The sequence below is a fragment of the Pseudomonas glycinae genome, from assembly GCF_001594225.2.
Taxonomy (GTDB): domain Bacteria; phylum Pseudomonadota; class Gammaproteobacteria; order Pseudomonadales; family Pseudomonadaceae; genus Aquipseudomonas; species Aquipseudomonas glycinae.
Genome location: NZ_CP014205.2, coordinates 2,916,607 through 2,941,051, shown reverse-complemented (window position 1 = coordinate 2,941,051; position 24,445 = coordinate 2,916,607). Strand labels below are relative to the sequence as shown.

Sequence of the window (24,445 nt, the reverse complement as noted above, 5' to 3'; positions counted from 1 at the left end):
CCGGCGTTACGTCAATGAGACCACTTGTTTCAGCAGTCCGGCTTGTCCGCCGTGAAGCGCCGCGCCGGGTTCACCGCCGCGCCGAACTCGCGCAGGGCCTTGGCACCGATCAGCAACGGGTAGTTGAAGTTGCTGCGGTCGGTCAGGTTGACCTCCACGGTACGCTTGACGTCGCCCAGGCACAGCTCCAGATCGACTACCGGGCGCTTGGCCACTTCGGTGCTTTCGCCCTCGTCTTCTTCATCCGAGCGACTCTTGATCTTGCTGATCCGCGCAACCTTGTGTTCGTACACCTTGTTGCTGGCGTCCTTGGTGGCCAGACGGAAACGCACCCAGTCTTCGCCGTCGCGCTTGAACGTCTCGATGTCCTTGGCCGACAGCGAGGCAGTCAGTGCGCCGGTGTCCATCTTGGCCTTGAGCACTTCGCCGCCGATTTCCGGCAGTGCGATGTATTCATAGCGTCCGTAAAGGGTCGGCTCGGCTGCCAGGACCGGCAGGGCGACGAGGGAAAGCAGTGCAAGGAGGGATTTCACGTAAGGGGCTTCCTTGGGAAATGGGGGCGTCAGACGCGAGATTTTAGACCGTTGTTTACTTGATCGTTCCCACGCTCCGCGTGGGAATGCACCAGGTGACGCTCCGCGTCACAGGGACGCAGAGCGTCCCCGGCGGCGTTCCCACGCAGAGCGTGGGAACGATCAGACTAACGCCCCACAGGTGAAACATTCGTCACCGGCGGATTTGGCCTGCCGGCCGAAGCCACTTATCATGGCGCGCCCATCCGTTTTCCAAGAGTTGCTTATGCGCCGCCTGCTCACCGGCTGTTTCGTCACCCTGCTGCTGTTGTCCAACACCCTCGTGCTGTTCGGCCCGCTGATGGTGTTCGCCCTGCTCAAGCTGATCCTGCCGGGGCGCTTTCGCGACTACGCTTCGTGGGCGGTGATGTGGATCGCCGAAACCTGGGCGGAAATCGACAAGCTGATCTTCCGCCTGTGCATCCCCACGCAATGGGACATTCGCGGCGGCGAAGACTTGCGCAGCGACACTTCCTACCTGGTGATCAGCAACCATCAATCCTGGGTCGATATCCCGGCGCTGATCCAGACCCTCAACCGGCGCACGCCATTCTTCAAGTTCTTCCTCAAGAAAGAGCTGATCTGGGTGCCGTTCCTGGGCCTGGCCTGGTGGGCGCTGGACTACCCGTTCATGAAGCGCTACACCAAGGCGTTCCTCGCGAAGAACCCCGAGTTGGCCGGCAAGGATCTGGAAATCACCAAAGCCGCGTGCGAGCTGTTCAAGCGCCAGCCGGTGACGGTGGTGAATTATCTGGAAGGCACCCGTTACACCGCCGCCAAAAGCACTCAGCAGCAGTCACCGTTCAGCCATCTGCTCAAGCCCAAGGCCGGCGGCGTGGCGTTCGTACTGGCGGCGATGGGCGAACAGCTGGACGCGATTCTCGACGTGACCGTGGTTTATCCACAGCAGAAGATTCCGGGGTTCTGGGACCTGATCAGCGGCAACGTGCCGCGCGTGATCGTCGACATCCAGACCCGCGAGCTGGATCCGGCCCTGTGGCAGGGCGATTACGAAAACGATCCGGCGTTTCGCGAGAAGGTCCAGAACTGGGTCAACCAGCTCTGGACCCTCAAGGATCAGCGCATCGCCGAACTCAAGGGCGAGCGCCGCTGAGTCAACCGTTGGTGCCGGTGCCCCAGATGCTGCCCAGACTTTGCAGCAACGAGCCGCCGACACCCTGCTGACCGAGGTATTGCAGCAGGATCGGGGCAAACTGGCCGACCATCCCGCTGTCCATGCCCAGCGCACCGAAGGCGTTGTTCAGGTCATTGGTGTCCTTGACGTTGCCCAGCGCATTTTCCAGCCCGGCGGACTTGCCCGACGAGCCGAGCAAACCGCTCAGCGCCGCCAGATTGCCAGCGCCGCCCGACAGCTTGTCGATGCCCGGCACTTCCTTGGCCAGCTCGGAATAGTCCGTGTTGCTCAGCTGGTTCTTCGCCAGTCCCAACATCGCACTGGTGCCGCCGACCGCTTGCTGCGGCGTGACGTTCAGCGCGCTCAAGGCACTCAACAGACCGGCGGTTTCCGAGGTCGGTGCCGCGGCGGCGGCCTTGTCCCCGCCCTGCATCCCCGATACCGCACCGGCCACGTCATTCAAACTGAAACCGGCAAACACCGGCCCTGCCGCCAGGGTCAGGAGCGATGCCAGGGCAAAACCGCGTGAAATCTTCATTCAGACATCCTCTTGTGGCGTGAAGGCCGCCCGCTGACGGGCGATCAAACTGCGACTTTGACCCGACAGCCGCACTCATGTTCCGAAGCGCTCGCCCAAATATCAATTGCGCGATAAAAAAAATCTGGCTTATTCAGAAATCAAATAAAAAACTGTCATTTATTACAGTTATCGGCAATTTCCGAGTAAGGCAACATCATTATTCCAACCACGCACGGGAGTGTGATCATGTTCAAGACCATCGGCATGGCTATTATCGTTTTCGGAGCATTTACGAGTAATGCTTTCGCATCAGACGTAAGCATTTGCCCAAAAGTGAGCGAGATCAAATCTTCGCCCTATACAAGTTCGGATCCCAATATCCCAGCCCCTTTCAATGAGGGCTACAAATACACAGCGACCGCAAATGGGAAGACTTGGGAAGGTGTAACTATGGCCACCAACGATGACTATTTAGCTTCCAAGTACAAGCTGAAGGCTGAAAGCTACGACGGATCGATCTGCAGTTATGGTGGAGAAACAGTTGTAGAGAATGGTGAAACCGCCGTGCCCTACTTGAAACTCAAAGCAAGCTGAAGTCCTGTGAAAATATGCATCAAAACAACTGAAAAGGGCGACATCACTGTCGCCCTTTTCAGTTGATCACAGCCTTACGCCGCACTGAACAACTTGTGCGGATCAATCACAAACTTCTTCGGCACGCCGGCATCGAACTCGCCGTAACCTTCCGGCGCCTGGTCGAGGCTGATGACCTGCACGCCCACCACTTCGGCGATGTTGATGCGGTCCCACATGATCGCCTGCATCAGCTGACGGTTGTACTTCATCACCGGGGTCTGACCGGTGTGGAAGCTGTGGGATTTGGCCCAGCCGAGGCCGAAGCGGATGCTCAGGCTGCCCATTTTCGCGGCGGCATCGACAGCACCCGGATCTTCAGTCACGTACAGGCCCGGAATACCGATCTTGCCGGCGACGCGCACCACGCCCATCAGCGAGTTGAGGACGGTGGCCGGGGCTTCGGATTTGACGCCGTCGTGACCATGACCACGGGCTTCGAAGCCCACGCAGTCCACTGCACAATCCACTTCAGGCTCGCCCAGCAGCGCGGCGATCTGTTCGTGCAGCGGGGTGTCTTTCGACAGGTCGACGATTTCGAAACCCTGGGCCTTGGCGTGGGCCAGGCGGATGGTGTTGACGTCGCCGACGATCACCACCGCGGCGCCGAGCAAACGGGCGGAGGCGGCAGCGGCCAGACCGACCGGGCCAGCGCCGGCAATGTAAACGGTGCTGCCCGGACCAACGCCAGCGGTAACGGCGCCGTGGTAACCGGTCGGCAGAATGTCGGAGAGGCAGGTCAGGTCACGGATTTTCTCCATGGCCTTGTCGCGGTCCGGCAGTTTCAGCAGGTTGAAGTCGGCGTACGGCACCAGCACGTACTCGGCCTGGCCGCCGGTCCAGTCGCCCATGTCGACGTAACCGTAGGCACCACCGGCACGGGCCGGGTTGACGGTCAGGCAGACGCCGGTGTGTTGCTCCTTGCAGGAACGGCAGCGCCCGCAAGCCACGTTGAACGGAACGGACACCAGATCGCCGATTTTCAGGCTTTCGACGTCGCTGCCCTTCTCGATCACTTCACCGGTGATCTCGTGTCCCAGCACCAGACCGACCTGAGCGGTGGTACGGCCGCGCACCATGTGCTGGTCGGAGCCGCAAATGTTGGTTGAAACCACACGCAGGATGACACCGTGCTCGATCTTCCTGCCGCGCGGATCCTGCATTTTCGGATAGTCGATTTTCTGTACTTCGACCTTGCCAGCGCCGAGATACACCACACCACGATTGCCAGACATGCTTTCACCTCGCTGTTGTTTTTATGGAACCGCGCCGCCCAGGCAGGCAGCGCGTTAAGTGCTCGGGTACAGATGCTGATGCTTGTGTTGCCTGTTATGGCCTCATCGCTGGCAAGCCAGCTCCCACAGGGGTTCTGGTTGGATTCAAATTTTGTGAACGACACAAAACCCTGTGGGAGCGGGCTTGCTCGCGAAAGCGATCTAAAGAACGACGGTTCTGTTGGCGTTCAAGAAAACCCTTCTTTCGATGTGATACCCGACAGCCCGGGCCAGGGTCAGGCCTTCGATGTCGCGGCCCTTGGCGATCAGGTCCTCGGGGTAGTGACTGTGATCCACCGCCTCGACGCCCTGGGCGATGATCGGCCCCTCGTCCAGGTCGTTGTTGATGTAGTGCGCGGTGGCGCCGACCAGTTTCACGCCCTTGTTGTAGGCCTGGTGATACGGCTTTGCGCCCTTGAAGCCCGGCAGCAGCGAGTGGTGAATGTTGATCGCCTTGCCATCGAGCTTGCGGCACAGCTCCGGCGACAGCACCTGCATGTAGCGGGCGAGGATCACCAGTTCAGCGCCGGCCTCTTCGATCACCTGCCACACCTGCCGCTCCTGGGCCGGTTTGTCGTTGGGGTCGAGGGGGAAATGGTAGTAGGGAATCTGGTGCCAGTCGGCCAGCGGCTTGAGGTCCGGATGGTTGGACACCACCGCCGCCACGTCCATCGACAACTGGCCGATGCGCTGGCGATAGAGCAAGTCGTTGAGGCAGTGATCGGCCTTGGAGACCATGATCACCACTTTTGGCCGGTAGTTCGGCGCGGTCAGCTCGAAGATCATGCCGAACGCCTGACCGCGTTCGGCGAGGCCGGCGCGGAAGGACTGCTCGTCAAAACCGTCGGGCTGACGGAACTCCACCCGAATGAAGAACCGGCCCGAGAGCCGGTCATCGAACGAGTGATGCTCGGTCACGTAGCAACCTTGCTCGAACAGAAAACGCGTCACCGCGTCCACGGTGCCGAGAACGCTGGGGCAGTCGGCGGTCAGAATCCATGTATCCGGGGCGCGGCTCATCGTTTTCTCCTGATCAGGCCTGAACGCTAAGGCCGTATTCGGCGGACGCATCCTGCAACCACAACCACCAGTAATCCGAGAAGCTGCGGCGAATCAGCAGCTCCCAGGTGTCTTCGGCGGTGTGGCGGATCATCAACTGCGACTTGGCGAACACCGTGCCGACCGCCTTGCCGACCGGGAAGTTGTTCGGGTGCACGTCGTAGCTGGTGGATTTCATCAGCACCTGACGCACGTTCGGGCCGCTCAGTTCGAGCAACTGCTGGCCGCCGCTGACGTTGACGATTGCGATGTGCAGATCGCCCAGCGCTTCGCGCAGTTTCTGCTCGGCAGCGAACTCTTCACCGCTCGGCACGATCAGCAGCCACTCGTCCGGGCCCATCCATTGCAGGCTGGTTTCACCTTTGACGATCACGCTCAGGGCACCCGGCAATTCGATGCCCAGCGCCTTGTGCACACCGGCAGCGAATGCGGCATCGTGGCCGTCGCCACGGATGGTCAGATGGCCGAGGAGTTTCTTCTCGCGCACGGTCACGCCGGCGTTCTTGCGGCCCTTGCCGACCAGGCTGGCGAGGTCGGCATGATGCAGCGACGACTCGGCCTTGGCCCCGGTGGTCGGGCGTTGTTGGTAAACGTTGGCTGCGGTCATAAAGCACCTATTCTTTTGTTTGATCGTTCCCACGCTCTGCGTGGGAATGCCGCCATGGACGCTCTGCGTCCGCTCTTGGGACGCGGAGCGTCCCGGGATGCATTCCCACGCAAAGCGTGGGAACGATCAGTGTCAAATGTTCTGGCGATCGCCTTTCGGATCGAAGAACACCGAAGAAACGATTTCCGCCTCGATCACGCTGCCATCCGCCAGCGGTGCGAACACCCGCTCGCCCATGCGCTTGAGACCGCCCTTCACCACACCCATGGCAAACGAATAGCCGAGGGAGTTGTGCGCATAGCTGGAGGTCACGTGGCCGACCATGGTCATCGGGATCGACTGCTTGGTGTTGAACACCAGCTGTGCACCTTCCGGCAGCCAGACGTTCGGATCGATCGGCTTCAGGCCCACCAGTTGTTTACGCTGGTCACGCACGCAGTCTTCACGGTTCATGCCGCGCTGGCCGATCCACGAGAACGGCTTGGTGCGACCGACGCACCAGCCCATGTTCAGGTCGTCCGGGGTCATCGAGCCGTCGGTGTCCTGGCCGACGATGATGAAGCCCTTCTCCGCCCTCAAGACGTGCATGGTTTCAGTGCCGTACGGGGTCAGGTTGTACTGCTTGCCCGCCTCGACGATTTTTTCCAGCACGCCCATCGCGTAGTCGGCCTGGACGTTGACTTCGTACGACAGCTCACCGGTGAACGAGATGCGGAACACCCGCGCCGGCACACCGCCGACCAGACCTTCTTTCCAGGTCATGAACGGAAACGCTTCATTGGCCAGGTCGATGTCGGTCACGGCGCTGAGCAGCTTGCGGCTGTTCGGGCCGGACAGGGTCATGGTCGCCCAGTGGTCGGTGACAGAGGTGAAGTACACCTTCAGGTCCGGCCATTCGGTCTGGTGGTACAGCTCCAGCCACTGCAGTACGCGAGCCGCGCCGCCGGTGGTGGTGGTCATGACGAAATGGTTGTCGGCCAGACACGCCGTCACACCGTCGTCGAAGACCATGCCGTCTTCCTTGCACATCAGGCCGTAACGGGCCTTGCCCACGTCGAGCTTGGTCCAGGCGTTGGTGTACACGCGGTTGAGGAACTCGCGGGCGTCCGGGCCCTGGATGTCGATCTTGCCCAGGGTCGAAGCGTCCAGCAGACCGACGCTGTCGCGCACGGCCTTGCATTCGCGTTTGACGGCGGCATGCATGTCTTCGCCGTTTTTCGGGAAGTACCACGGACGTTTCCACTGACCGACGTCTTCGAACTCGGCGCCGTTTTTCAGGTGCCATTGATGCAGTGCGGTGTAACGTACAGGTTCGAAGATGTGCCCGCAGTGACGGCCGGCTACCGCGCCAAACGTCACCGGCGTGTAGTTCGGACGGAACATCGTGGTGCCCATCTGCGGGATGGTCACGTTCAGCGAACGGGCGGCAATCGCCAGACCGTTGACGTTGCCGAGCTTGCCCTGATCGGTGCCGAAGCCCAGCGCGGTGTAGCGTTTGACGTGTTCGACCGACTCGAAACCTTCGCGGGTCGCCAGTTCGATGGCGGCGGCGGTGACGTCGTTCTGCAGGTCGACGAACTGCTTCGGCGCCCGGGAAGTGCCTTTCTCGTGCGGTACCTGGAACAGCGCCAGGGTTGGTTCTTCGAGACGGCTCAGGGCTTTCGGCAACACGGCTTCAACGGTCTGGAAACCGGCTTCGGACGCAGCGCGCACACCGCCTTCAAAACCGTCAGCCAGGGAGTCGCCGAGACCGTAGACGCCGTTGATGCCACCGACGCACACGCGTTTCTGCGGTGCTTCGCCCGGTACGAAACCGAGGATATCTTCGCGCCAGATCGGCTTGCCGCCGAGGTGCGACGCCAGGTGAACCACCGGGCTGTAACCGCCGGAGCTGGCGATCAGGTCGCAGTCGAGCCATTCGCCGGGGCTGGTGACCTTGTGGCCTTTGACATCGATCGCCGCCACGCGGGCAGCGGTGACGTGCTTGCTGCCACGGGCCTCGATCACGGCGCTGCCGGTGAGGATGCGAATGCCTTTGGCGCGCGCCTCTTCAACCAGTGCGCCACGCGGATTGCTGCGGGCGTCGGCGATGGCGACGACTTGCAGGCTGGCGTCGAGCCAGTCCAGCGCCACGCGGTAGGCGTGATCGTTGTTGGTCGACAGCACCAGTTTCTTGCCCGGTGCCACGCCGTAACGGCGCACGTAAGTCGACACCGCACCAGCCAGCATGTTGCCCGGCACGTCGTTGTTGCCGTAGACCAGCGGACGCTCGTGAGCGCCGGTCGCCAGCACCACGCGCTTGGCGCGGACGCGGTGAATGCGCTGACGCACCTGGCCGATCGGCGCGCGGTCACCGAGGTGATCGGTGAGGCGTTCGTGAATGGTCAGGAAGTTGTGGTCGTGGTAGCCGTTGACCGTGGCGCGCGGCAACAGCAGCACGTCCGGAGTGCTCTTCAATTCAGCGATGACGCCGGCCACCCATTCCATCGCAGGCTTGCCGTCGAGGCTTTCGCGGGAATCGAGCAGGCTGCCGCCGAACTCTTCCTGTTCATCGGCGATGATCACCCGGGCACCGCTGCGGGCAGCAGCCAGTGCTGCGGCCAGACCGGCTGGGCCGGCGCCGACGATCAACACGTCGCAGTGCTGGTTCATGTAGTCGTAGGTGTCCGGATCGACTTCGGTCGGCGAACGACCAAGACCGGCGGCCTTGCGAATGTACTTCTCGTAAGTCATCCAGAACGATTGCGGGTACATGAAGGTTTTGTAGTAGAAACCCGGCGGCATCAGCTTGCCGCCGACCTTGCCGAGAATCCCCATCATGTCGTTGTTGACGCTCGGCCAGCCGTTGGTGCTGGTGGCGACCAGGCCCTGGTACAACGCCTGTTGCGTGGCGCGCACGTTAGGGATCAGGGTCGCTTCGGTCGCACCGATCTGCAACACCGCGTTCGGCTCTTCGGCGCCGGCGGCGAATATGCCGCGCGGACGCGAATACTTGAAGCTGCGGCCAATGATGTCGACGCCGTTGGCCAGCAGGGCTGCGGCCAGCGAGTCGCCTTCAAAACCTTTGTAGGTCTGGCCGTTGAAGGTGAAGCTCAGCACTTTGTTGCGGTCGATCCGTCCACCGTTGGACAGGCGATTGGTCTGGCTCATACCTTCTCTCCCAGCGCCGTCGTGGCTGTTTTCGCAGTGTCAGCCTTGTCGGTGAATTGCGGCTTGGTGCCGATCTTGTAGGTTTCGAGAATCTCGTAGGTCACGGTGTCGCGGGTGACGTTGAAGTACTGGCGGCAACCGGCGACGTGATCCCACAACTCGTGGTGCAGACCGCGAGGGTTGTCGCGGAAGAACATGTAGTCGCCCCACTCCTCGTCGGTGCAGCTGTTCGGATCCAGCGGACGCGGAATGTGCGCCTGACCGGATGCGTGGAATTCCTCTTCGGAGCGCAGTTCGCCGCAGTGAGGACAGAAGATATGCAACATGGGGATTTCTCCTGTTAGTGGGCGACAGCCGCAGCGCCGTGTTCATCGATCAACGCACCGTTGTGGAAACGGTCGATGGAGAAAGGTGCGGCCAGCGGGTGCATTTCACCCTTGGCCAGACTCGCGGCAAACACGTTGCCCGAGCCAGGTGTGGCCTTGAAGCCACCGGTGCCCCAACCGCAGTTGAAGAACATGTTCGGGACCGGGGTTTTCGAAATGATCGGGCACGCATCCGGCGTGGTGTCGACGATGCCGCCCCACTGACGGTTCATGCGCACTCGCGACAGCACCGGGAACATCTCGACGATGGCCTGAATGGTGTGCTCGATCACCGGGTACGAACCGCGCTGGCCGTAGCCGTTGTAGCCGTCGATACCGGCGCCGATCACCAGGTCGCCCTTGTCGGACTGGCTGATGTAGCCGTGCACGGCGTTGGACATGATCACGCTGTCGATAATCGGTTTGATCGGCTCGGACACCAGCGCTTGCAGCGGGTGGGATTCGATCGGCAGACGGAAACCGGCCAGCTTGGCCATGTGCCCGGAGTTACCGGCGGTGACCACACCGACGCGTTTGGCGCCGATGAAGCCCTTGTTGGTTTCAACACCGATGCACACACCGTTTTCCTTGCGGAAACCGATCACTTCGGTCTGCTGGATCAGGTCCACGCCGAGGGCGTCGGCGGCACGGGCAAAGCCCCAGGCCACGGCATCGTGACGGGCCACGCCACCGCGACGCTGAACGGTTGCGCCCATCACCGGGTAGCGGGTGTTTTTCGAGCAGTCGAGGTACGGAATTTCGTCCGCGACCTGCTTGGCGTTGAGCAGTTCGCCGTCCACGCCGTTGAGGCGGTTGGCGCTGACCCGACGCTCGGAATCACGGATGTCCTGCAGGGTGTGGCACAGGTTGTAGACGCCGCGCTGGGAGAACATCACGTTGTAGTTCAGGTCCTGAGACAGGCCTTCCCACAGTTTCATCGCGTGTTCGTACAGGTGCGCCGACTCGTCCCACAGGTAGTTGGAGCGAACGATGGTGGTGTTGCGCGCGGTGTTACCGCCGCCCAGCCAGCCCTTTTCGACCACGGCCACGTTGGTGATGCCGTGTTCTTTGGCCAGATAGTAGGCCGTCGCCAGACCGTGCCCGCCGCCGCCGACGATGACCACGTCGTAGACCTTTTTCGGGGTCGGCGTGCGCCACATGCGCTGCCAGTTTTCGTGGTGGCTGAGGGAGTGTTTGAAGAGGCCGAAGCCCGAATAGCGTTGCATAGTCATGTACTCCAGAACGCTCAGCGATAAACCGGGAAGTCAGCGCACAGGGCCGAAACCTGCTGGGCGACGTTGGCCTCGACATCGGCATCGCCGAGGTTGTCGAGGATGTCGCAGATCCAGCCGGCCAGCGTCACGCACTGGGTCACCTTGAAGCCGCGGGTGGTCACCGCCGGGGTGCCGATGCGCAGGCCGGAGGTCACGAACGGCGACTGCGGGTCGTTCGGTACGGCGTTCTTGTTGACGGTGATGTGAGCGCGACCGAGGGCGGCGTCGGCGTCCTTACCGGTGAGGCCCTGACGGATCAGGCTGACCAGAAACAGGTGATTGTCGGTGCCGCCGGACACTACATCGTAGCCACGTTTGATAAATACGCTCGCCATCGCCTGGGCGTTGTCGATCACTTGTTGCTGATAGGCCTTGAAGCCAGGCTCCAGCGCTTCCTTGAAGCACACGGCCTTGCCGGCGATGACGTGCATCAGCGGGCCGCCCTGGGCGCCGGGGAATACCGCCGCGTTGAGCTTCTTCTCGATTTCTTCGTTGGCCTTGGCCAGGATCAGGCCGCCACGTGGACCGCGCAGGGTCTTGTGCGTCGTGGTGGTGACCACGTCGGCGTAAGGCAGCGGGTTCGGGTACAGACCGGCGGCCACCAGACCGGCGACGTGCGCCATGTCGACGAACAGCAGGGCGCCAACCTTGTCGGCGATCTGACGGAAGCGCGGGAAGTCGAGGGTTTTCGAGTAGGCCGAGAAACCGGCGACGATCATCTTCGGTTTGCACTCGACAGCCAGACGCTCGACTTCGTCGTAATCGATCAGGCCGGTCTTGGTGTCGATGCCGTACTGCACGGCGTTGTACAGCTTGCCCGAGGACGAAACCTTGGCGCCGTGGGTCAGGTGACCACCGTGGGCCAGGCTCATGCCCAGAATGGTGTCGCCCGCTTGCAGCAGCGCGAGGTACACGGCGCTGTTGGCCGAAGAACCGGAGTGCGGCTGGACGTTGGCGTAATCGGCGCCGAACAGTTGCTTGGCGCGTTCGATGGCCAGCGCTTCGACCTTGTCGACGTGCTCGCAGCCACCGTAGTAGCGCTTGCCCGGATAGCCTTCGGCGTATTTGTTGGTCAGGCCGCTGCCTTGCGCTTGCATGACGCGTTTGCTGGTGTAGTTCTCCGACGCGATCAGCTCGATGTGATCTTCCTGACGTTGCTCCTCGGCATTCATCGCCGCCAGCAGTGCATCGTCGTAACCCTGGATCTGGTCTTGCTTGCTGAACATCGCGTCTCTCCCAGCGGCATCTGTGCGCCATTCGTCTCGGTAAGGCACGGCGCTCAGCCAGTGCCCTTTGATGCGATGGTATGGCCGGCGCAGGGAGGTCAAATGCCTACGGACGCCACGCAAAGGTGCGTTTACGACATGGCCCGAAATGCCATTGCCAGACTCGATCTCGAAAACACCGGAAAACCTTGTGGGAGCTGGCTTGCCAGCGATGGCGGCGGCAATCCGACATTGATGGTGGCTGACCCACCGCTATCGCTGGCGAGCCAGCTCCCACAGGGTTATGTGAAGAGTTTGCGGACGGCGAGCAGCAGCAGGAAATGCGCGGGATAGAGGGCATACGCCCAGCGGTGCATCGGAGGTGGCTGAAGATGTCGCCCATGTCGCAACAGGAACATTCCGAGCAGTGGCGCGATCAGGCAGGTCGCAATCCCGAGGATGGCGACCATGTTGCCGAACTGCGCGGATTCGTAGAGCACCCGCCATTGATTCGCGGCCAGACACAGCAGGCCCGGCAACAGGCTGAAATACCAGGGTTTGCGAAACACCAGCAACGTCGCCAGTGGCAGCAGGACGCCGAACAGACCGAACATCAGTCGCTCCGGGAACAACGCGGCCACCAGCAAGGCGCCGACAGCCAGCAATCGCGAAACCAGTGCCTGATCCTGCCAGCCCCGCGCCACCAGCAAACCCAGCGCCAGCGTGGGCATCACGTTCAAGGTGTCGGGCTCGGGAATGTACAAACGGTAGGGAATCTCGCTGAGCAGGCTAAACAGCAGCAACCAGCCCAGATAGCGCCATTCGGTCTTGCGCGTGCCGTCCCGCGCCAGATTCGCCGCCATCGCCAGGCAGAACCACGGGAACGCCAGCCGCCCCGGCACATACAGCCAATCGGCGCTGATCCCGACATATCGCAGGTGATCGAGCAGCATGCTCAGCAGCGCCAGCCACTTGAGCAGATCGAGTGCGCCGTCACGCTGGCTCAGGTGCATAATCGGCTCGCATCCTTGTAAAGTTCTGACAGCGACATCCCGTGTGCTCCCCGGATGATCTTCGGTAAAGTGCGCACCCTCATTGACCAACGGAGCGCCACAAGCGCACCGATCACGGAAGCCGGCCATGACCGACAAGAGCCAACAATTCGCCAGCGACAACTACTCCGGTATCTGCCCTGAAGCCTGGGCTGCCATGGAACAGGCCAACCACGGCCACCAGCGCGCCTATGGCGACGATGAATGGACAGCCCGCGCCTCGGATGATTTCCGCAAGCTGTTCGAGACCGATTGCGAAGTGTTCTTCGCCTTCAACGGCACCGCCGCCAACTCGCTGGCGCTGTCGTCGCTGTGCCAGAGTTACCACAGCGTGATCTGCTCGGAAACCGCCCACGTCGAAACCGACGAATGCGGCGCACCGGAATTTTTCTCCAACGGTTCGAAACTGCTGATCGCCGGCACTGAAAACGGCAAGATCACCCCGGCCTCGATCCGCGAAGTCGCCCTCAAGCGTCAGGACATCCACTACCCGAAACCGCGCGTGGTGACGCTGACCCAGGCCACCGAGGTCGGCAGTGTCTACACCCCGGAAGAAGTCCGCGCCATCAGCGACACCTGCAAGGAACTGGGCCTGAACCTGCACATGGACGGCGCGAGGTTCTCCAACGCCTGCGCATTCCTCGGCTGCTCACCCGCGGACCTGACCTGGAAGGCCGGCGTCGACGTGTTGTGCTTCGGCGGCACGAAAAACGGCATGGCGGTGGGTGAAGCCATCCTGTTCTTCAACCACAAACTGGCCGAAGACTTCGACTACCGCTGCAAACAGGCCGGGCAACTGGCTTCGAAGATGCGCTTCCTGTCGGCGCCGTGGGTCGGCATCCTGGAAAACGACGCCTGGCTCAAATACGCCCGCCACGCCAACCACTGCGCGCAACTGCTGGCTGAACTGGTCAGCGACATCCCGGGCGTGGAACTGATGTTCCCGGTCCAGGCCAACGGCGTGTTCCTGCAACTCTCGGAACCGGCCATCGCCGCCCTGACCGCTCGCGGCTGGCGCTTCTACACCTTCATCGGCAAGGGCGGCGCCCGCTTCATGTGCTCGTGGGACACCGAGGAAGAACGCGTACGCGAACTGGCACGCGACATCCGCGACGTCATGTCGGCCTGATCGCCTCCTCCTTGATCGTTCCCACGCTCCGCGTGGGAATGCCTCCCGGGACGCTCCGCGTTCCTGCCGCACCGCCGATGCAACACCTGCCACCGTCATGACGCGGAGCGTCGAGGGCTGCATTCCCACGCAGAGCGTGGGAACGATCAAACGCCGACTCTATGTTGACTTTTCCCACCTTCACTACAGACGTCTCTGCTAGCGAGATCACTTTATCGACCCCACTCTTCTCGTTCCCACGCTCCGCGTGGGAATGCATCCGGGGACGCTCCGCGTTCCTCTCAACAGCACCGCAAGATTCAAGGATGAATCCCATGGGCCGAAGCCGCTACACCATCACCGAACCCGAAAAGCCTCACTTCCTGACCTGCACGCTGGTGGAGTGGCTGCCACTGTTCGTCCGCCCTTACCTCGTCGACCACCTGCTCAACTGTTGGCGCTATCAACAAACCCACCAGCAACTGAAGCTCTACGGCTACGTGATCCTGGAAAACCACCTGCACTTCGTCGCCCAGGCGCCTGACCTGAGCAAATGCCTGAGCCAGTTCAAATCCTTCACAGCCCGACAGATCATCGATGACCTGCAAAACAGGGGTGCAGAAAGAGCATTGAAGCGCCTTCGCTTCAGCAAACGGGCACACAAGGAAGATCGGGTGTATCAGATGTGGCAGGAAGGTGCTCACGCGGAGATGGTCTACAGCGAAGAAGTCATGCGTCAGAAACTCGATTACATCCACAACAACCCGGTAAAGCGTGGTTATGTGGAGCTGCCGGAGCACTGGCGGTATTCGAGCGCCCGAAACTATGCAGGGCTGGATGGGTTGATCGAGGTTCAGCGCTGGTACTGAAGCCCCTGATATCCCACACGCAGATCGCTTCCTGATCGTTCCCACGCTCTGCGTGGGAATGCCTCCCGGGACGCTCCGCGTTCCTGCCGCACCGCCGATGCAACGCCAGGCACCGTCATGACGCGGAGCGTCAACGGCTGCATTCCCACGCGGAGCGTGGGAACGATCTGAGACCGCGTTACCTTCACTGCTTGGTCTACATTGTCTGTCGAGCCATCGCTCACATAACAATAAGCAGGAGCATCCGCATGTCGCTGAAAGACAAAACCCTGTTCATCACTGGCGCCAGCCGTGGCATCGGGCGCGAGATTGCGCTGCGGGCCGCGCGGGACGGGGCCAATATCGTGATCGCGGCCAAGAGCGCCGAGCCGCACGCCAAGTTGCCCGGCACCATCCACAGCGTCGCCGCTGAAGTCGAAGCGGCCGGCGGCAAGGCCTTGGCGCTGCAACTGGATGTGCGGGATGAGGAGGCGGTGCGACAGGCGCTGGCTCAGGCCAATGAGCATTTCGGTGGGATCGATGCACTGGTGAATAACGCCGGGGCGATCAAGTTGACCGGTGTGCAGCACATCGAGCTCAAGCGTTTCGACCTGATGCACCAGATCAACACCCGCGCGGTTTTGCTGTGCAGCCAGGCGGCCCTGCCCTACCTGAAGAAATCCTCCGGGCACATCCTTAACCTGTCACCGCCGCTGAATCTGGCCAGTAAGTGGTTCGCCCAGTACAGCCCCTACACCGTGACCAAGTACGGCATGAGCATGCTGACGGTCGGGATGAGCGAGGAATTCGCCAACTACGGGATCAGCGTCAATTCGCTGTGGCCGCAGACCATGATCGCCACGGCGGCCATCGAATTTCAGCTGGGCAATCGGGAGTCGTTCAAGCATGCGCGGACACCGCAGATCATGGCGGATGCGGCGCATGTGATTTTGAGTAGCAGCGCACGGCGGATTACCGGGCGGTTGCTGATTGATGAGGAGATTTTGCAGGAGAGCGGCGTGACCGAGTTCGATCATTACCGCTTTGATCCGGGGAGTGATGCGAAGTTGATGACAGACCTGTTTATCGACTGAGCATTTTCAGAAACGACCTACGCCAGGGCCTACATAAACCAAACAGGCCTCGCCATAGACTGCCGACTCCATTTTCGAGGAGCGCAGACTATGGCGAACCCTGCCTACATGACCATCACCGGCAAGACCCAAGGCCTTATTTCAGCCGGATGTTCGACGCCGGAATCGGTCGGCAACAAATACCAGACGGCCCATACCGATGAAATCATGGTGTTCGCCCTGAGCCATGAAATGCGCCGCGACGCCAATCTCGGAAAACCCGTCCACCGGCCGGTCATCATCACCAAAGCGGTCGACAAATCTTCCCCACTGCTGGCTCAGGCGCATTCGACCAGCGAAGAACTGGACTGCACGATCAGCCTCTACCGCACTTCGCCCCAGGGGCAGCAGGAAAAATTCTATTCGATCACCCTCGACGGGGCGGTTCTCGCTGAACTGTCGCAGGATGTACCGCACGTGATTCTGCAAAATGATGCCCAGCCTCAAGAACAACTGGCCATTCGTTACCGCGGCATCAGTTGGGTACACCACATTGCAGGCACCACTGGCTATACCTCGTGGGGCGAAGCGGGTTGAGTTCACGGCAGCATGATCTGTGCGATGTGCAGGACGCCGCCGGCAACCTGCTTGGACAGGCACTGACCATCGGAAACCGTCATCTGGCATTTGGCATTGCACGTGTGCAATTCCATCAACAAGTCGCGTACTTCGCCAAGCAAATTACCGAGGAGGTAGCGGACGGACGCCTGACGCCGCAGCAAGGGATCAATGCGCTTGCGCAGGAACAACGAAACCTGTTGATCCAGTCCCGAGCCCTGCAGCAGAACAGACACGGCACGCTCACCGGCGCGGCCAGGACACCACACTTGTCGATGCTTCCACATGCCGCAGCAACCCCCGATCCGCAACGTTTACTGCGGGCCGTTCGCCAGCAGAATCTGAGAGTGACGCGCCTGAACTCAGCCCCGCTCTCATCTGTGCATCCAGTCAACGACTTGCGATTTTTCCCCCGCGAACACTGGCCCCAGGAATTGCCGGCACCGGAGGAGCCTGGGTTCTACATCGTGCCCAAAAGTCTGTCCGCCGAGAAACTGCAGGCGCAACTGTTTCCGTCGCCCAACCCGAATGTCATCGCCAAATTCAAAAGCCTCAATCAGCTGGACGACGTGGTGAAAGCCGGAACGCTGATTGTCCTGAGCGACCCGGACAATCAGCAATGCACCTATGAAGAATCACTGCTGATGGAAACCGCGCACATCGTCAGCATGGCGCTGGCGCCGTTGACGGTGGAGGAAGCGGACTTTTTTGCCCAGCACTATGAGGTCATCAGACGGACGCTTTCAGATGGGTCGAAAGTTATTGGGGTTGGTACCGCTATGGCCGCTAACCATCTGGATGGCATAAAAGCCGCTTTGAAAGATATTGAGGAATTGCATACCAGCACGATCAAGGCCAATGGCAGCCTGAATTCAAAGGCATTCAAAAAGCGCCGCGCCGGATTACTTCAACGGCTGGACGGACAGCTCACCGGATTGACCAAGAGAGCCATCGGCCTCCCTGATTACCCAAACCTTAAAATCGCTTTAGGTATTGAGCATCCTCACCGGGTGCACCGTTGGAGAAAGGCTGGCGGCATCGGCCAGACGCCCGGGTACTCCACTCACATTCAAGGCGTAGTGAAAGCCTCGCAATACATCAAATACGGTGGCTGGATTGGTACGGCCGTGGGTGGCGGAGCCTCGGCAATGAAGGTTCAAGATGTCTGTACGAACGGCAGTGCCGAGGCATGCAAAAAGGTGAAATACACTGAAGCCGGAAGTTTTCTGGGTGGAGCTGTCGGTTCTGCTGTGGGTGCAAGCGCGGCCTCCACCATTTGCGTAGCAATCGGGGTATCGACCGCAGGTATCGCTGGGGTGCTGTGTGGGGTACTGGTTGCGGGAGCCGGATCTTTTACGATCGGCTCTGTGGGCGAAAAAGGCGGCGAAATCGCCGGTGAATTGATTTACGAGAAAATCCGATGAGTTATGCAACTGCAAGAGAAGCATTCATTATTCTAAACATCATAAATTTCGCCACACTCATAATAATAAACTGCATATCGCTATATATCGCAAAAACAAAAATAGAGCTAATTATCAGCAGCCTTCAGAACAGCTCAATATTAAGCGGCCTCATCATGCTATGGCATGGCGGGATACATGGGCGGATCTACATGATGGGAGAAATTTTTGGTTTCCTGAAACGCCCGGAAGTCTACATTTACCAAGGAAAATTGAGTGCAACCGATATAATAAATTTTCCACCAGATTTTAAACGCACGCTGCTGACACTGTATAAATATCAGCGAATTTCAGGCTTCATGTTTGTATTCTTTGGGCTTCTCGCCGTATTCGAAGTCATTTAAAAACAGCAACTAATGCCTTCTTGTGATTTCCCCTATGGGAGATCACAAGAAGGCCTGCAAACTAACCTCAATACTCGATCCGAACATCCCCCTTCGGCACACTGCAGCAAGAAAGAATGTACCCCTCCGCCTCGTCGTCCTCGGTGATCCCGCCGTTGTGATCCATCTCCACCTCGCCGCCCAGCTTCAGCACCTTGCACGTCCCGCAGATCCCCATGCCGCAGGCTTTCGGGATCATCAGGCCGACCTTGGCAGCCGCCGCATGCACGGTCTCGCCCGGCGCGACACGGATGCTCTTGTCCGAAGAGGTGAACTCCACCAGGTGCAGATCCGCCGCCGGGACTTCCGGTGCTTCCGCTGCCTGCTCGGCCTGTTCCACCGCGTCGGCACGAGCTTCCGGCGGCGTGGCGCCGAAGGATTCCTCGTGATAGCGCTTCATGTCGTAGCCGGCGTTTTCCAGCAGGCGCTTGACCGCGGTCATGTACGGCGTCGGGCCGCAGCAGAAGACTTCGCGCTCGAGGAAGTCCGGCACCATCAGTTCGAGCATCTTGTGGTTGAGGTAGCCGCGATAGCCGGCCCACGGCTCGCCAAGTCCGTGTTTCTCACAGATCAGGTGCAGGCTGAAGTTGTCGATCCGCGACGCCATGTGTTCCAGCTCGCGGTGGTAAATGATGTCTTTCGGCGAGCGGGCACTGTGGATGAACGTCATGTCGACGTTGCCGTTGGTGTCGTAGAACCAGCGCGCCATGGACATCACTGGTGTGATGCCGACACCACCGCTCAGGTACAGCACTTTCGGGCTCGGGAAATCGATGGCGTTGAACAGCCCGACCGGGCCGTGTACCGCCAGTTCCTGGCCTTCATGCAGGGTGTCGTGCAGCCAGTTGGACACCTTGCCCCCCGGCACCCGCTTGATGGTCACCGAAAAGCTGTACGGCACCGACGGCGAGCTGGAGATGGTGTACGAACGCATGATCGGCTGGCCTTCGATTTCCAGCTCCAGAGTCACGAACTGTCCGGGCTTGAAGAAGAACAGGATCGGCTGGTCGGCCATGAAACAGAAGGTGCGCACATCCCAGGTTTCCTGGATGACTTTGACGCAACGGACGATGTGTCGGCCATTGGCCCAGGTCTGGGTGGTGACCGGATTCAGGAAGCTGTTCGACATGCTGTTCTCCACGGCCGACTGTCGGCCTTCATGTGGCGATTCTGCGTATAGCGCAGACGGCCCGTTTACCTATCCGCGACATTCACATACTTATCGCGACCAGCCCCCAACCACCGGGGGTTGCGCGTCGGGAACAGATTGCACCATGTCGCCCATGGATAAGGTTCCGGGCAGCGCCGGCCCCACACTCGCCCCCAACACAAACAGATTCTTTACACCTTGCGCTGCAACCCTGATCAGCCACTTTCGCGGCCACGCAGATGGCCTTGAGGAATTCATCGATGGACACCGCAAAAATCAGCCTGGGCGACCCGCTGGAACCCGCACGCAAGGCCACCGCACAAATGCTCCAGGAGCGCGAGCGCACCTATTCGCTGCCGCAACCGTTCTACAGTGACGAGCGCCTGTTCGATATCGACATGCAGGAGATCTTCCAGAAGGAGTGGTTGATCGCCGGCATGACCTGCGAGATTCCGGCAAAGGGCAACTACATCACCCTGCAGATCGGCAAGAACCCGATCATCGTCATTCGTGGCGCCGAGGGCGTTGTGCACGCGTTCCACAACGTCTGCCGCCACCGTGGCTCGCGCCTGTGCACCAGCGACAAGGGCAAGGTCGCCAAACTGGTCTGCCACTACCACCAGTGGACGTATGAGCTGGACGGTCGCCTGCTGTTCGCCGGCACCGAAATGGGCGCCGACTTCGACATGAAGCAGTACGGTCTCAAACCGGTGAACGTGAAGACCGCCGGCGGTTACATCTTCATCAGCCTGGCGGAGAACCCGCCGGCCATCGATGACTTCCTGTCGACGCTGAACCACTACATGGAACCGTACGACATGGAAAACACCAAGGTGGCGGTGCAAACCACCTTGATGGAAAAGGCCAACTGGAAACTGGTGCTGGAAAACAACCGCGAGTGCTACCACTGCAGCGGTTCTCACCCGGAACTGTTGAAAACCCTGCTGGAATGGGACGACGTCACCGACCCGCGTGCCGATCAGGCGTTCAAGGATCACGTCGCCGCCTCCGCTGCCGCGTGGGAAGCCGAAAAGATCCCTTACGCCCACGCCAGTTTCGGCCTGCGCAACCGCATCGTGCGCATGCCGCTGCTCAAGGGCACCGTGTCGATGACCATGGACGGCAAACAGGGCTGCGCCAAGCTGATGGGCCGGATCAAGAACCCGGACCTGGGCTCGATGCGCATCCTGCACCTGCCGCACTCGTGGAACCACTGCATGGGCGACCACATCATCGTGTTCACCGTGTGGCCGATCAGCGCCCAGGAAACCATGGTCACCACCAAATGGCTGGTGCACAAGGATGCGGTCGAAGGCGTGGACTACGACGTCGAACGCATGCGCCAGGTGTGGGACGCGACCAACGATCAGGACCGTCGCCTGGCCGAAGAGAACCAGCGCGGGATCAACTCCACCGCCTACCAGCCGGGCCCGTACTCCAAGACCTATGAGTTCGGCGTGGTCAACTTCGTGGACTGGTACAGCGAGCGGATGCTGAGCAACCTCGGCGCCGAGCCTGCGCCGTACCTCAAAGGCGTGCCTGTCCAAGGCTGATTGCATCTGACCGATCGTTCCCACGCTCTGCGTGGGAATGCAGCCGGGGACGCTCTGCGTCCCAAAAGCGGACGCAGAGCGTCCATTGAGGCATTCCCACGCGGAGCGTGGGAACGATCATGGCGTCCTTATAGCAACCGCATCATTGCGATGACCACCTTACCGAGCCATCCTCCCCGATAAACTCCTCGAAAATCTCCTCCCCCACCAACCTAATCTTCGCGTACCCGTTCAACACCCGCAGCGGATAGTCCGGATCGTTCGCATCCTGCGTCTCCGAAAACAACACCCGCGAATGCCCGTTCAGCTCGCTGGTGGTGCCATAGGGAATCGCTCCGTGCCCGGCGCAGCGCGCATGCAGTCCACCCTGCGGCGCATAGACAATGCCGTTGTGCAAATGGCCCCAATACCAATAATCCGGCTCACGCCCCAGCGCATCGCACACCGGTTGATACAGCGCAGTCTTGTGGTGCCCGGTGATGTCGAAGCCCTGATGGTGGCTGAGCACCATGAGTTTCTTGCGTTTCGGCAGGCCCTTCATCCATTCGATCTGCGGCTTGTTCAACGTGCCGTCCATGTACAGGTTCATGACGTCCGAGGCGTACGCCGTGTCCAGCCCGACAATCAGCCAGTCATCGTTGATCAGGGCGAAGTAGCTGGTGCCCTGCTGCCCCGGAAAACGCGCCGCCAGTTCCTTGAAGTAACCGTGGGCGCCGCTGTACATCTCGTGGTTGGAATTGAGGGTGAACGAGCCGTGGGTGCCCATCGGCCAGCCGGCCATGTCGGTGTCTTCCTGGGAGTGAGTGCCGGCGTAATAGACATCCCCCAGGTGAATGGTGAAATCGGCATTGGCCAGTTGCATCTGGTTGGCCACCGACACCGCTGGCGCATGGCTGTTGAACGGCCCGGTGCCCCAGTCGCCGGCAATTGCCAGCGTCACTTCGCGCTCCATGGTCACCAGCGCCGGATCGGTGCCGAAAGTCGCGTGATGGCGCAGGTTCTCGATCCACTTCAGCAGCGCCTCGCTCCACAACAGATCCAGCAGCTCCCATTTGCGGCAGCCCAGCAGCGTGCCGTCCTTGAGCACCTTGGTCTGCAATTGATCGGGCGATTGCGGCAACGGCGTCGCGTTGCCGATGCGCAGGATCGACAAGCCGTGGGACAGTTCCCACGGCACCGCCGGCTCGTCGTCCGGCAGCTCGCCGTGCTTGAGCACGTATTGCGCCTGATCATGACCGCGCTGGAGCAATTTGATGATGGCTTGAAACTCCTGCGGCTCCAGCTCGCTGATGAGCTTCATCCAGGCCATTTCGATGCGCGTGAACAAACCGTGCAGGCGCAGCTTGACCTTGTCGTATTCGTGTTTCAGATGCCCGACCGCTGACATGGCGAAATCCTCTATCCGTAAGGGTTCACAGGGTTTTCATGAATTCGATCAGTGCACGCTTGTCGTCGTCCGACAGCGTCGTGCCGTACAGGTGACCGCTGTTGTGGTTGCCTTCCAGGCGCGTGTCGTAGGTGAAGTCCGCCGAGGCCTTGGCCTGGGCGCCGCTGGTCACGAAGCCGACGTTGACCGGGTCGTAGACATCGGAGCCGGTGATGAACACCTGCGGACGTTTTTCCGGCGGTTGCAGCAAGTCCCACAGGGTCGGTACCGAACCGTTGTGCAGGTAAGGTGCGCGCAGCCAGATGCCGTCGGTGGGCGTGTTGCTGTAGCTCTGGGTCTTGCGGTAGGCGCCGAAATCGAACGGCGGTTTCTTGAAGGTGTGGAACGCCGCCACCAGCCCGGTGGTGAACGAGTTCAGCCGATGCGGATCGGTGCCGAGCTGGTCGATGTTGGTGGTCACCTGCCCGGTGTCGGTACGCCCGAAATCATGACAACTGGCGCAATTGGTTTCCCAGATCGGTTTGCCCTGGGCGACTTTGGCCTGATCCAGTGCCCATGGCCACGCCGGCGCCTTGTGCCCGAGCAGCCAGTTGGTCACCCGGTTGAAACTCGGCGGCAGCACCGATTCCGGCGTCGCGCCTACGGCCATCGCAGCGGCATAGTTGCGCTCGTGAATCTTGTTGTTATTGCCGTCCCAGTGCAGGTACATCGATTCCCGGGGTTTCTGGTTCCACACCTGTGGCAGGTCGACGGTGCCGATGGTCGAGTCATCCGGGAAGCCGAACACCACCATTTTCGTCGGGTTGAAGGTGTCGGTACGGCCCGGTCCCTGTTGCGGGCGCAGCTTCTGCCAGGCGTAGGCCTGCTTCTGTTTGAGCAGCGCGGTCTTGGCCATCGGGATGATCAGGTAGCGGTTGTAGAGCTTCTCGAAAAAGCCCAGCTGGAATTTGCTGTTGATCGCCGCCATCACCGCGTCGGTGGTGAATTTCGGATCGCTGGCGCAATCGTAGGCGAACCACTGGAAGGCCTGCAGTTGCAGGGTGTTGGCCGGTGCACTCGGCACGTTGACTGCAACGTCGCTGGCATTCGCCCGGTAGGAGCCGGTGTGGCACAGCGCGCAGTTCGGCTCGACGGTCGGGTATCCGATCTGCCGCTTGGCCATGCCGATCGGCAGGTCCTTGCCGTTCTCGAACAGGAAACCGAAGACTTCCCAGCCACCGGGTTTCGGCAGTTTTTCCGGGCACATCTGCGGCAGCACGGAGAACAGGTAATACGGAATCCGCGCCTCGATACCCAGGCCAATCGCGGCGTATTTGTAGTGATCTTCGTCGGAGGCGTAATCCTGCTCCGGCACCACGCGCAGCATCTGATACCAGGTCTGGTAACCGATGAACGCCAGCAAAGCCACCACGACCAGCGTGCCGACCTTGAACGCGTGACTCTGCCACTGCCGCGCCCACGCCGCCCGCCACTCGCGCCAGCCGTCACACAGCAGGGCCAGTGGTCGGTTTTCAGGGGTGGTGCCGAGGTACAGCAGGATGCCGAGGATCAGGAAAAAGCTCAGGTCGCCCATCAGCATCGGCACGAACACCGAACCCTGACTACTGGTGTTGATCAGGTAAATCCAGAACGCCACGGCGATCAGCCGCGTCAGCACGCACAGCCAGGAATGCACCACGTAGCGTGGCGCATTGAAGCCCGACGGCATGTAGAACACGCTGATGCCCACCAGCAGCATCCCGGCGTTTTCCAGCCACGGGTCGGAGAGCTGCGGCGGCAGGCCGACCACCGATGTCAGCAACCCCGGCGCGAACAGCGCCGGGATCGCGAACACCATGTTCATCGCAATGCCGAGCCAGATGAAGCGTTGAAACCAGCGGATGTAGCTGTCCATATCAGTTCCCCAGATCGTTCCCCCGTCGAAGCGTCGAACCGTCCGCGGGGGAATGCATCTCGTGACGCTCCGCGTCACAAAAACGGACGCAGAGCGTCCATGGCGGCGTTCCCACGCAGAGC

General features: G+C 60.7%; 22 protein-coding genes. 9 read left to right on the top strand and 13 right to left on the bottom strand.

What is annotated here, in order from left to right:
- Positions 1-29: 29 nt before the first annotated feature.
- Positions 30-533 carry a retropepsin-like aspartic peptidase RloA2 gene (rloA2, locus tag AWU82_RS13265; protein WP_007959815.1) on the bottom strand — a complete coding sequence of 168 codons (504 nt, stop codon included), beginning with the start codon at positions 531-533 and terminating at the stop codon, positions 30-32.
- 265 nt (positions 534-798) lie between these two features.
- On the opposite strand from rloA2, the gene yihG reads away from it, so the two are divergent.
- Positions 799-1,686: a 1-acylglycerol-3-phosphate O-acyltransferase, YihG family gene (gene yihG / locus AWU82_RS13260; protein ID WP_064380260.1), complete on the top strand. Its 888-nt coding sequence runs from the start codon at positions 799-801 to the stop codon at positions 1,684-1,686.
- A 1-nt stretch (position 1,687) separates the two neighbouring features.
- Here yihG and AWU82_RS13255 read toward each other — a convergent pair whose 3' ends face one another.
- A complete protein-coding gene (locus AWU82_RS13255; RefSeq protein ID WP_011336267.1) occupies positions 1,688-2,245 on the bottom strand; it encodes a DUF2780 domain-containing protein in 558 nt (185 codons plus the stop codon).
- A gap of 228 nt (positions 2,246-2,473) precedes the next feature.
- On the opposite strand from AWU82_RS13255, the gene AWU82_RS13250 reads away from it, so the two are divergent.
- A complete protein-coding gene (locus tag AWU82_RS13250; protein ID WP_064380258.1) occupies positions 2,474-2,821 on the top strand; it encodes a hypothetical protein in 348 nt (115 codons plus the stop codon).
- A gap of 74 nt (positions 2,822-2,895) precedes the next feature.
- On the opposite strand, the gene fdhA is transcribed toward AWU82_RS13250, so the two are convergent.
- From fdhA to AWU82_RS13210, 8 genes are all read right to left on the bottom strand, one after another.
- Positions 2,896-4,095 carry a formaldehyde dehydrogenase, glutathione-independent gene (gene fdhA, locus AWU82_RS13245; RefSeq protein ID WP_011336270.1) on the bottom strand — a complete coding sequence of 400 codons (1,200 nt, stop codon included), beginning with the start codon at positions 4,093-4,095 and terminating at the stop codon, positions 2,896-2,898.
- A gap of 201 nt (positions 4,096-4,296) precedes the next feature.
- Positions 4,297-5,154, bottom strand: coding sequence for a formyltetrahydrofolate deformylase (gene purU, locus AWU82_RS13240; RefSeq protein ID WP_007959808.1), 858 nt, complete (start codon positions 5,152-5,154; stop codon positions 4,297-4,299).
- Positions 5,155-5,167: 13 nt separating this feature from the next.
- Positions 5,168-5,800 carry a sarcosine oxidase subunit gamma gene (locus tag AWU82_RS13235; protein ID WP_064380256.1) on the bottom strand — a complete coding sequence of 211 codons (633 nt, stop codon included), beginning with the start codon at positions 5,798-5,800 and terminating at the stop codon, positions 5,168-5,170.
- A gap of 132 nt (positions 5,801-5,932) precedes the next feature.
- The gene (locus tag AWU82_RS13230; RefSeq protein WP_064380254.1) at positions 5,933-8,950 is read right to left on the bottom strand and encodes a sarcosine oxidase subunit alpha; all 3,018 of its coding nucleotides are present in this window, start codon (positions 8,948-8,950) and stop codon (positions 5,933-5,935) included.
- A complete protein-coding gene (locus AWU82_RS13225) occupies positions 8,947-9,276 on the bottom strand; it encodes a sarcosine oxidase subunit delta (protein WP_011336273.1) in 330 nt (109 codons plus the stop codon). Before AWU82_RS13225 ends, AWU82_RS13230 begins: the two co-directional genes overlap by 4 nt.
- Positions 9,277-9,290: 14 nt before the next feature.
- Positions 9,291-10,541, bottom strand: a complete 1,251-nt coding sequence (locus AWU82_RS13220) for a sarcosine oxidase subunit beta (RefSeq protein WP_003206307.1) — start codon at positions 10,539-10,541, stop codon at positions 9,291-9,293.
- A 20-nt stretch (positions 10,542-10,561) separates the two neighbouring features.
- The gene (gene glyA, locus AWU82_RS13215; RefSeq protein ID WP_011336274.1) at positions 10,562-11,815 is read right to left on the bottom strand and encodes a serine hydroxymethyltransferase; all 1,254 of its coding nucleotides are present in this window, start codon (positions 11,813-11,815) and stop codon (positions 10,562-10,564) included.
- Positions 11,816-12,096: 281 nt separating this feature from the next.
- A complete protein-coding gene (locus AWU82_RS13210; RefSeq protein WP_064380252.1) occupies positions 12,097-12,807 on the bottom strand; it encodes a TraX family protein in 711 nt (236 codons plus the stop codon).
- Positions 12,808-12,934: 127 nt separating this feature from the next.
- Here AWU82_RS13210 and AWU82_RS13205 point away from each other — a divergent pair, with 127 nt between their 5' ends.
- The 6 genes from AWU82_RS13205 to AWU82_RS13180 all read left to right on the top strand — a co-directional run bounded on the left by AWU82_RS13205 (position 12,935) and on the right by AWU82_RS13180 (position 18,300).
- Complete coding sequence (locus tag AWU82_RS13205; protein WP_064380249.1) at positions 12,935-13,975, top strand: threonine aldolase family protein; 1,041 nt, start codon at positions 12,935-12,937, stop codon at positions 13,973-13,975.
- A 314-nt stretch (positions 13,976-14,289) separates the two neighbouring features.
- Positions 14,290-14,823, top strand: a complete 534-nt coding sequence (locus tag AWU82_RS13200; RefSeq protein ID WP_039768014.1) for an REP-associated tyrosine transposase — start codon at positions 14,290-14,292, stop codon at positions 14,821-14,823.
- A gap of 248 nt (positions 14,824-15,071) precedes the next feature.
- Positions 15,072-15,896 carry an SDR family oxidoreductase gene (locus AWU82_RS13195; RefSeq protein WP_064380247.1) on the top strand — a complete coding sequence of 275 codons (825 nt, stop codon included), beginning with the start codon at positions 15,072-15,074 and terminating at the stop codon, positions 15,894-15,896.
- Between the two features lie 90 nt (positions 15,897-15,986).
- Positions 15,987-16,472, top strand: coding sequence for an Hcp family type VI secretion system effector (locus AWU82_RS13190; protein ID WP_064380246.1), 486 nt, complete (start codon positions 15,987-15,989; stop codon positions 16,470-16,472).
- On the top strand, positions 16,469-17,917 hold the full coding sequence (locus tag AWU82_RS13185) for a hypothetical protein (protein WP_064384058.1): 1,449 nt from the start codon (positions 16,469-16,471) through the stop codon (positions 17,915-17,917). The genes AWU82_RS13190 and AWU82_RS13185 overlap by 4 nt, the downstream gene beginning before the upstream one ends.
- Positions 17,914-18,300: a hypothetical protein gene (locus tag AWU82_RS13180; protein ID WP_064380244.1), complete on the top strand. Its 387-nt coding sequence runs from the start codon at positions 17,914-17,916 to the stop codon at positions 18,298-18,300. Before AWU82_RS13185 ends, AWU82_RS13180 begins: the two co-directional genes overlap by 4 nt.
- 67 nt (positions 18,301-18,367) lie before the next feature.
- Here AWU82_RS13180 and gbcB read toward each other — a convergent pair whose 3' ends face one another.
- Positions 18,368-19,468, bottom strand: a complete 1,101-nt coding sequence (gene gbcB, locus AWU82_RS13175; RefSeq protein WP_011336281.1) for a glycine betaine monooxygenase reductase subunit — start codon at positions 19,466-19,468, stop codon at positions 18,368-18,370.
- 281 nt (positions 19,469-19,749) lie between these two features.
- Here gbcB and gbca point away from each other — a divergent pair, with 281 nt between their 5' ends.
- Complete coding sequence (gene gbca, locus AWU82_RS13170; RefSeq protein ID WP_011336282.1) at positions 19,750-21,042, top strand: glycine betaine monooxygenase oxygenase subunit; 1,293 nt, start codon at positions 19,750-19,752, stop codon at positions 21,040-21,042.
- Positions 21,043-21,184: 142 nt separating this feature from the next.
- Here gbca and AWU82_RS13165 read toward each other — a convergent pair whose 3' ends face one another.
- Positions 21,185-22,429 carry a metallophosphoesterase family protein gene (locus AWU82_RS13165; protein WP_064380242.1) on the bottom strand — a complete coding sequence of 415 codons (1,245 nt, stop codon included), beginning with the start codon at positions 22,427-22,429 and terminating at the stop codon, positions 21,185-21,187.
- Positions 22,430-22,454: 25 nt separating this feature from the next.
- On the bottom strand, positions 22,455-24,323 hold the full coding sequence (locus AWU82_RS13160) for a c-type cytochrome (protein ID WP_064380241.1): 1,869 nt from the start codon (positions 24,321-24,323) through the stop codon (positions 22,455-22,457).
- Positions 24,324-24,445: the final 122 nt, after the last annotated feature.

What these genes read in the sequence shown, in the direction of transcription:
- yihG (WP_064380260.1), top strand. Translation starts at nt 799, where the DNA reads ATGCGCCGCCTGCTCACCGGCTGTTTCGTCACCCTGCTGCTGTTGTCC.
- AWU82_RS13255 (WP_011336267.1), bottom strand. Translation starts at nt 2,245, where the DNA reads ATGAAGATTTCACGCGGTTTTGCCCTGGCATCGCTCCTGACCCTGGCG.
- AWU82_RS13250 (WP_064380258.1), top strand. Translation starts at nt 2,474, where the DNA reads ATGTTCAAGACCATCGGCATGGCTATTATCGTTTTCGGAGCATTTACG.
- fdhA (WP_011336270.1), bottom strand. Translation starts at nt 4,095, where the DNA reads ATGTCTGGCAATCGTGGTGTGGTGTATCTCGGCGCTGGCAAGGTCGAA.
- purU (WP_007959808.1), bottom strand. Translation starts at nt 5,154, where the DNA reads ATGAGCCGCGCCCCGGATACATGGATTCTGACCGCCGACTGCCCCAGC.
- AWU82_RS13235 (WP_064380256.1), bottom strand. Translation starts at nt 5,800, where the DNA reads ATGACCGCAGCCAACGTTTACCAACAACGCCCGACCACCGGGGCCAAG.
- AWU82_RS13230 (WP_064380254.1), bottom strand. Translation starts at nt 8,950, where the DNA reads ATGAGCCAGACCAATCGCCTGTCCAACGGTGGACGGATCGACCGCAAC.
- AWU82_RS13225 (WP_011336273.1), bottom strand. Translation starts at nt 9,276, where the DNA reads ATGTTGCATATCTTCTGTCCTCACTGCGGCGAACTGCGCTCCGAAGAG.
- AWU82_RS13220 (WP_003206307.1), bottom strand. Translation starts at nt 10,541, where the DNA reads ATGCAACGCTATTCGGGCTTCGGCCTCTTCAAACACTCCCTCAGCCAC.
- glyA (WP_011336274.1), bottom strand. Translation starts at nt 11,815, where the DNA reads ATGTTCAGCAAGCAAGACCAGATCCAGGGTTACGACGATGCACTGCTG.
- AWU82_RS13210 (WP_064380252.1), bottom strand. Translation starts at nt 12,807, where the DNA reads ATGCACCTGAGCCAGCGTGACGGCGCACTCGATCTGCTCAAGTGGCTG.
- AWU82_RS13205 (WP_064380249.1), top strand. Translation starts at nt 12,935, where the DNA reads ATGACCGACAAGAGCCAACAATTCGCCAGCGACAACTACTCCGGTATC.
- AWU82_RS13200 (WP_039768014.1), top strand. Translation starts at nt 14,290, where the DNA reads ATGGGCCGAAGCCGCTACACCATCACCGAACCCGAAAAGCCTCACTTC.
- AWU82_RS13195 (WP_064380247.1), top strand. Translation starts at nt 15,072, where the DNA reads ATGTCGCTGAAAGACAAAACCCTGTTCATCACTGGCGCCAGCCGTGGC.
- AWU82_RS13190 (WP_064380246.1), top strand. Translation starts at nt 15,987, where the DNA reads ATGGCGAACCCTGCCTACATGACCATCACCGGCAAGACCCAAGGCCTT.
- AWU82_RS13180 (WP_064380244.1), top strand. Translation starts at nt 17,914, where the DNA reads ATGAGTTATGCAACTGCAAGAGAAGCATTCATTATTCTAAACATCATA.
- gbcB (WP_011336281.1), bottom strand. Translation starts at nt 19,468, where the DNA reads ATGTCGAACAGCTTCCTGAATCCGGTCACCACCCAGACCTGGGCCAAT.
- gbca (WP_011336282.1), top strand. Translation starts at nt 19,750, where the DNA reads ATGGACACCGCAAAAATCAGCCTGGGCGACCCGCTGGAACCCGCACGC.
- AWU82_RS13165 (WP_064380242.1), bottom strand. Translation starts at nt 22,429, where the DNA reads ATGTCAGCGGTCGGGCATCTGAAACACGAATACGACAAGGTCAAGCTG.
- AWU82_RS13160 (WP_064380241.1), bottom strand. Translation starts at nt 24,323, where the DNA reads ATGGACAGCTACATCCGCTGGTTTCAACGCTTCATCTGGCTCGGCATT.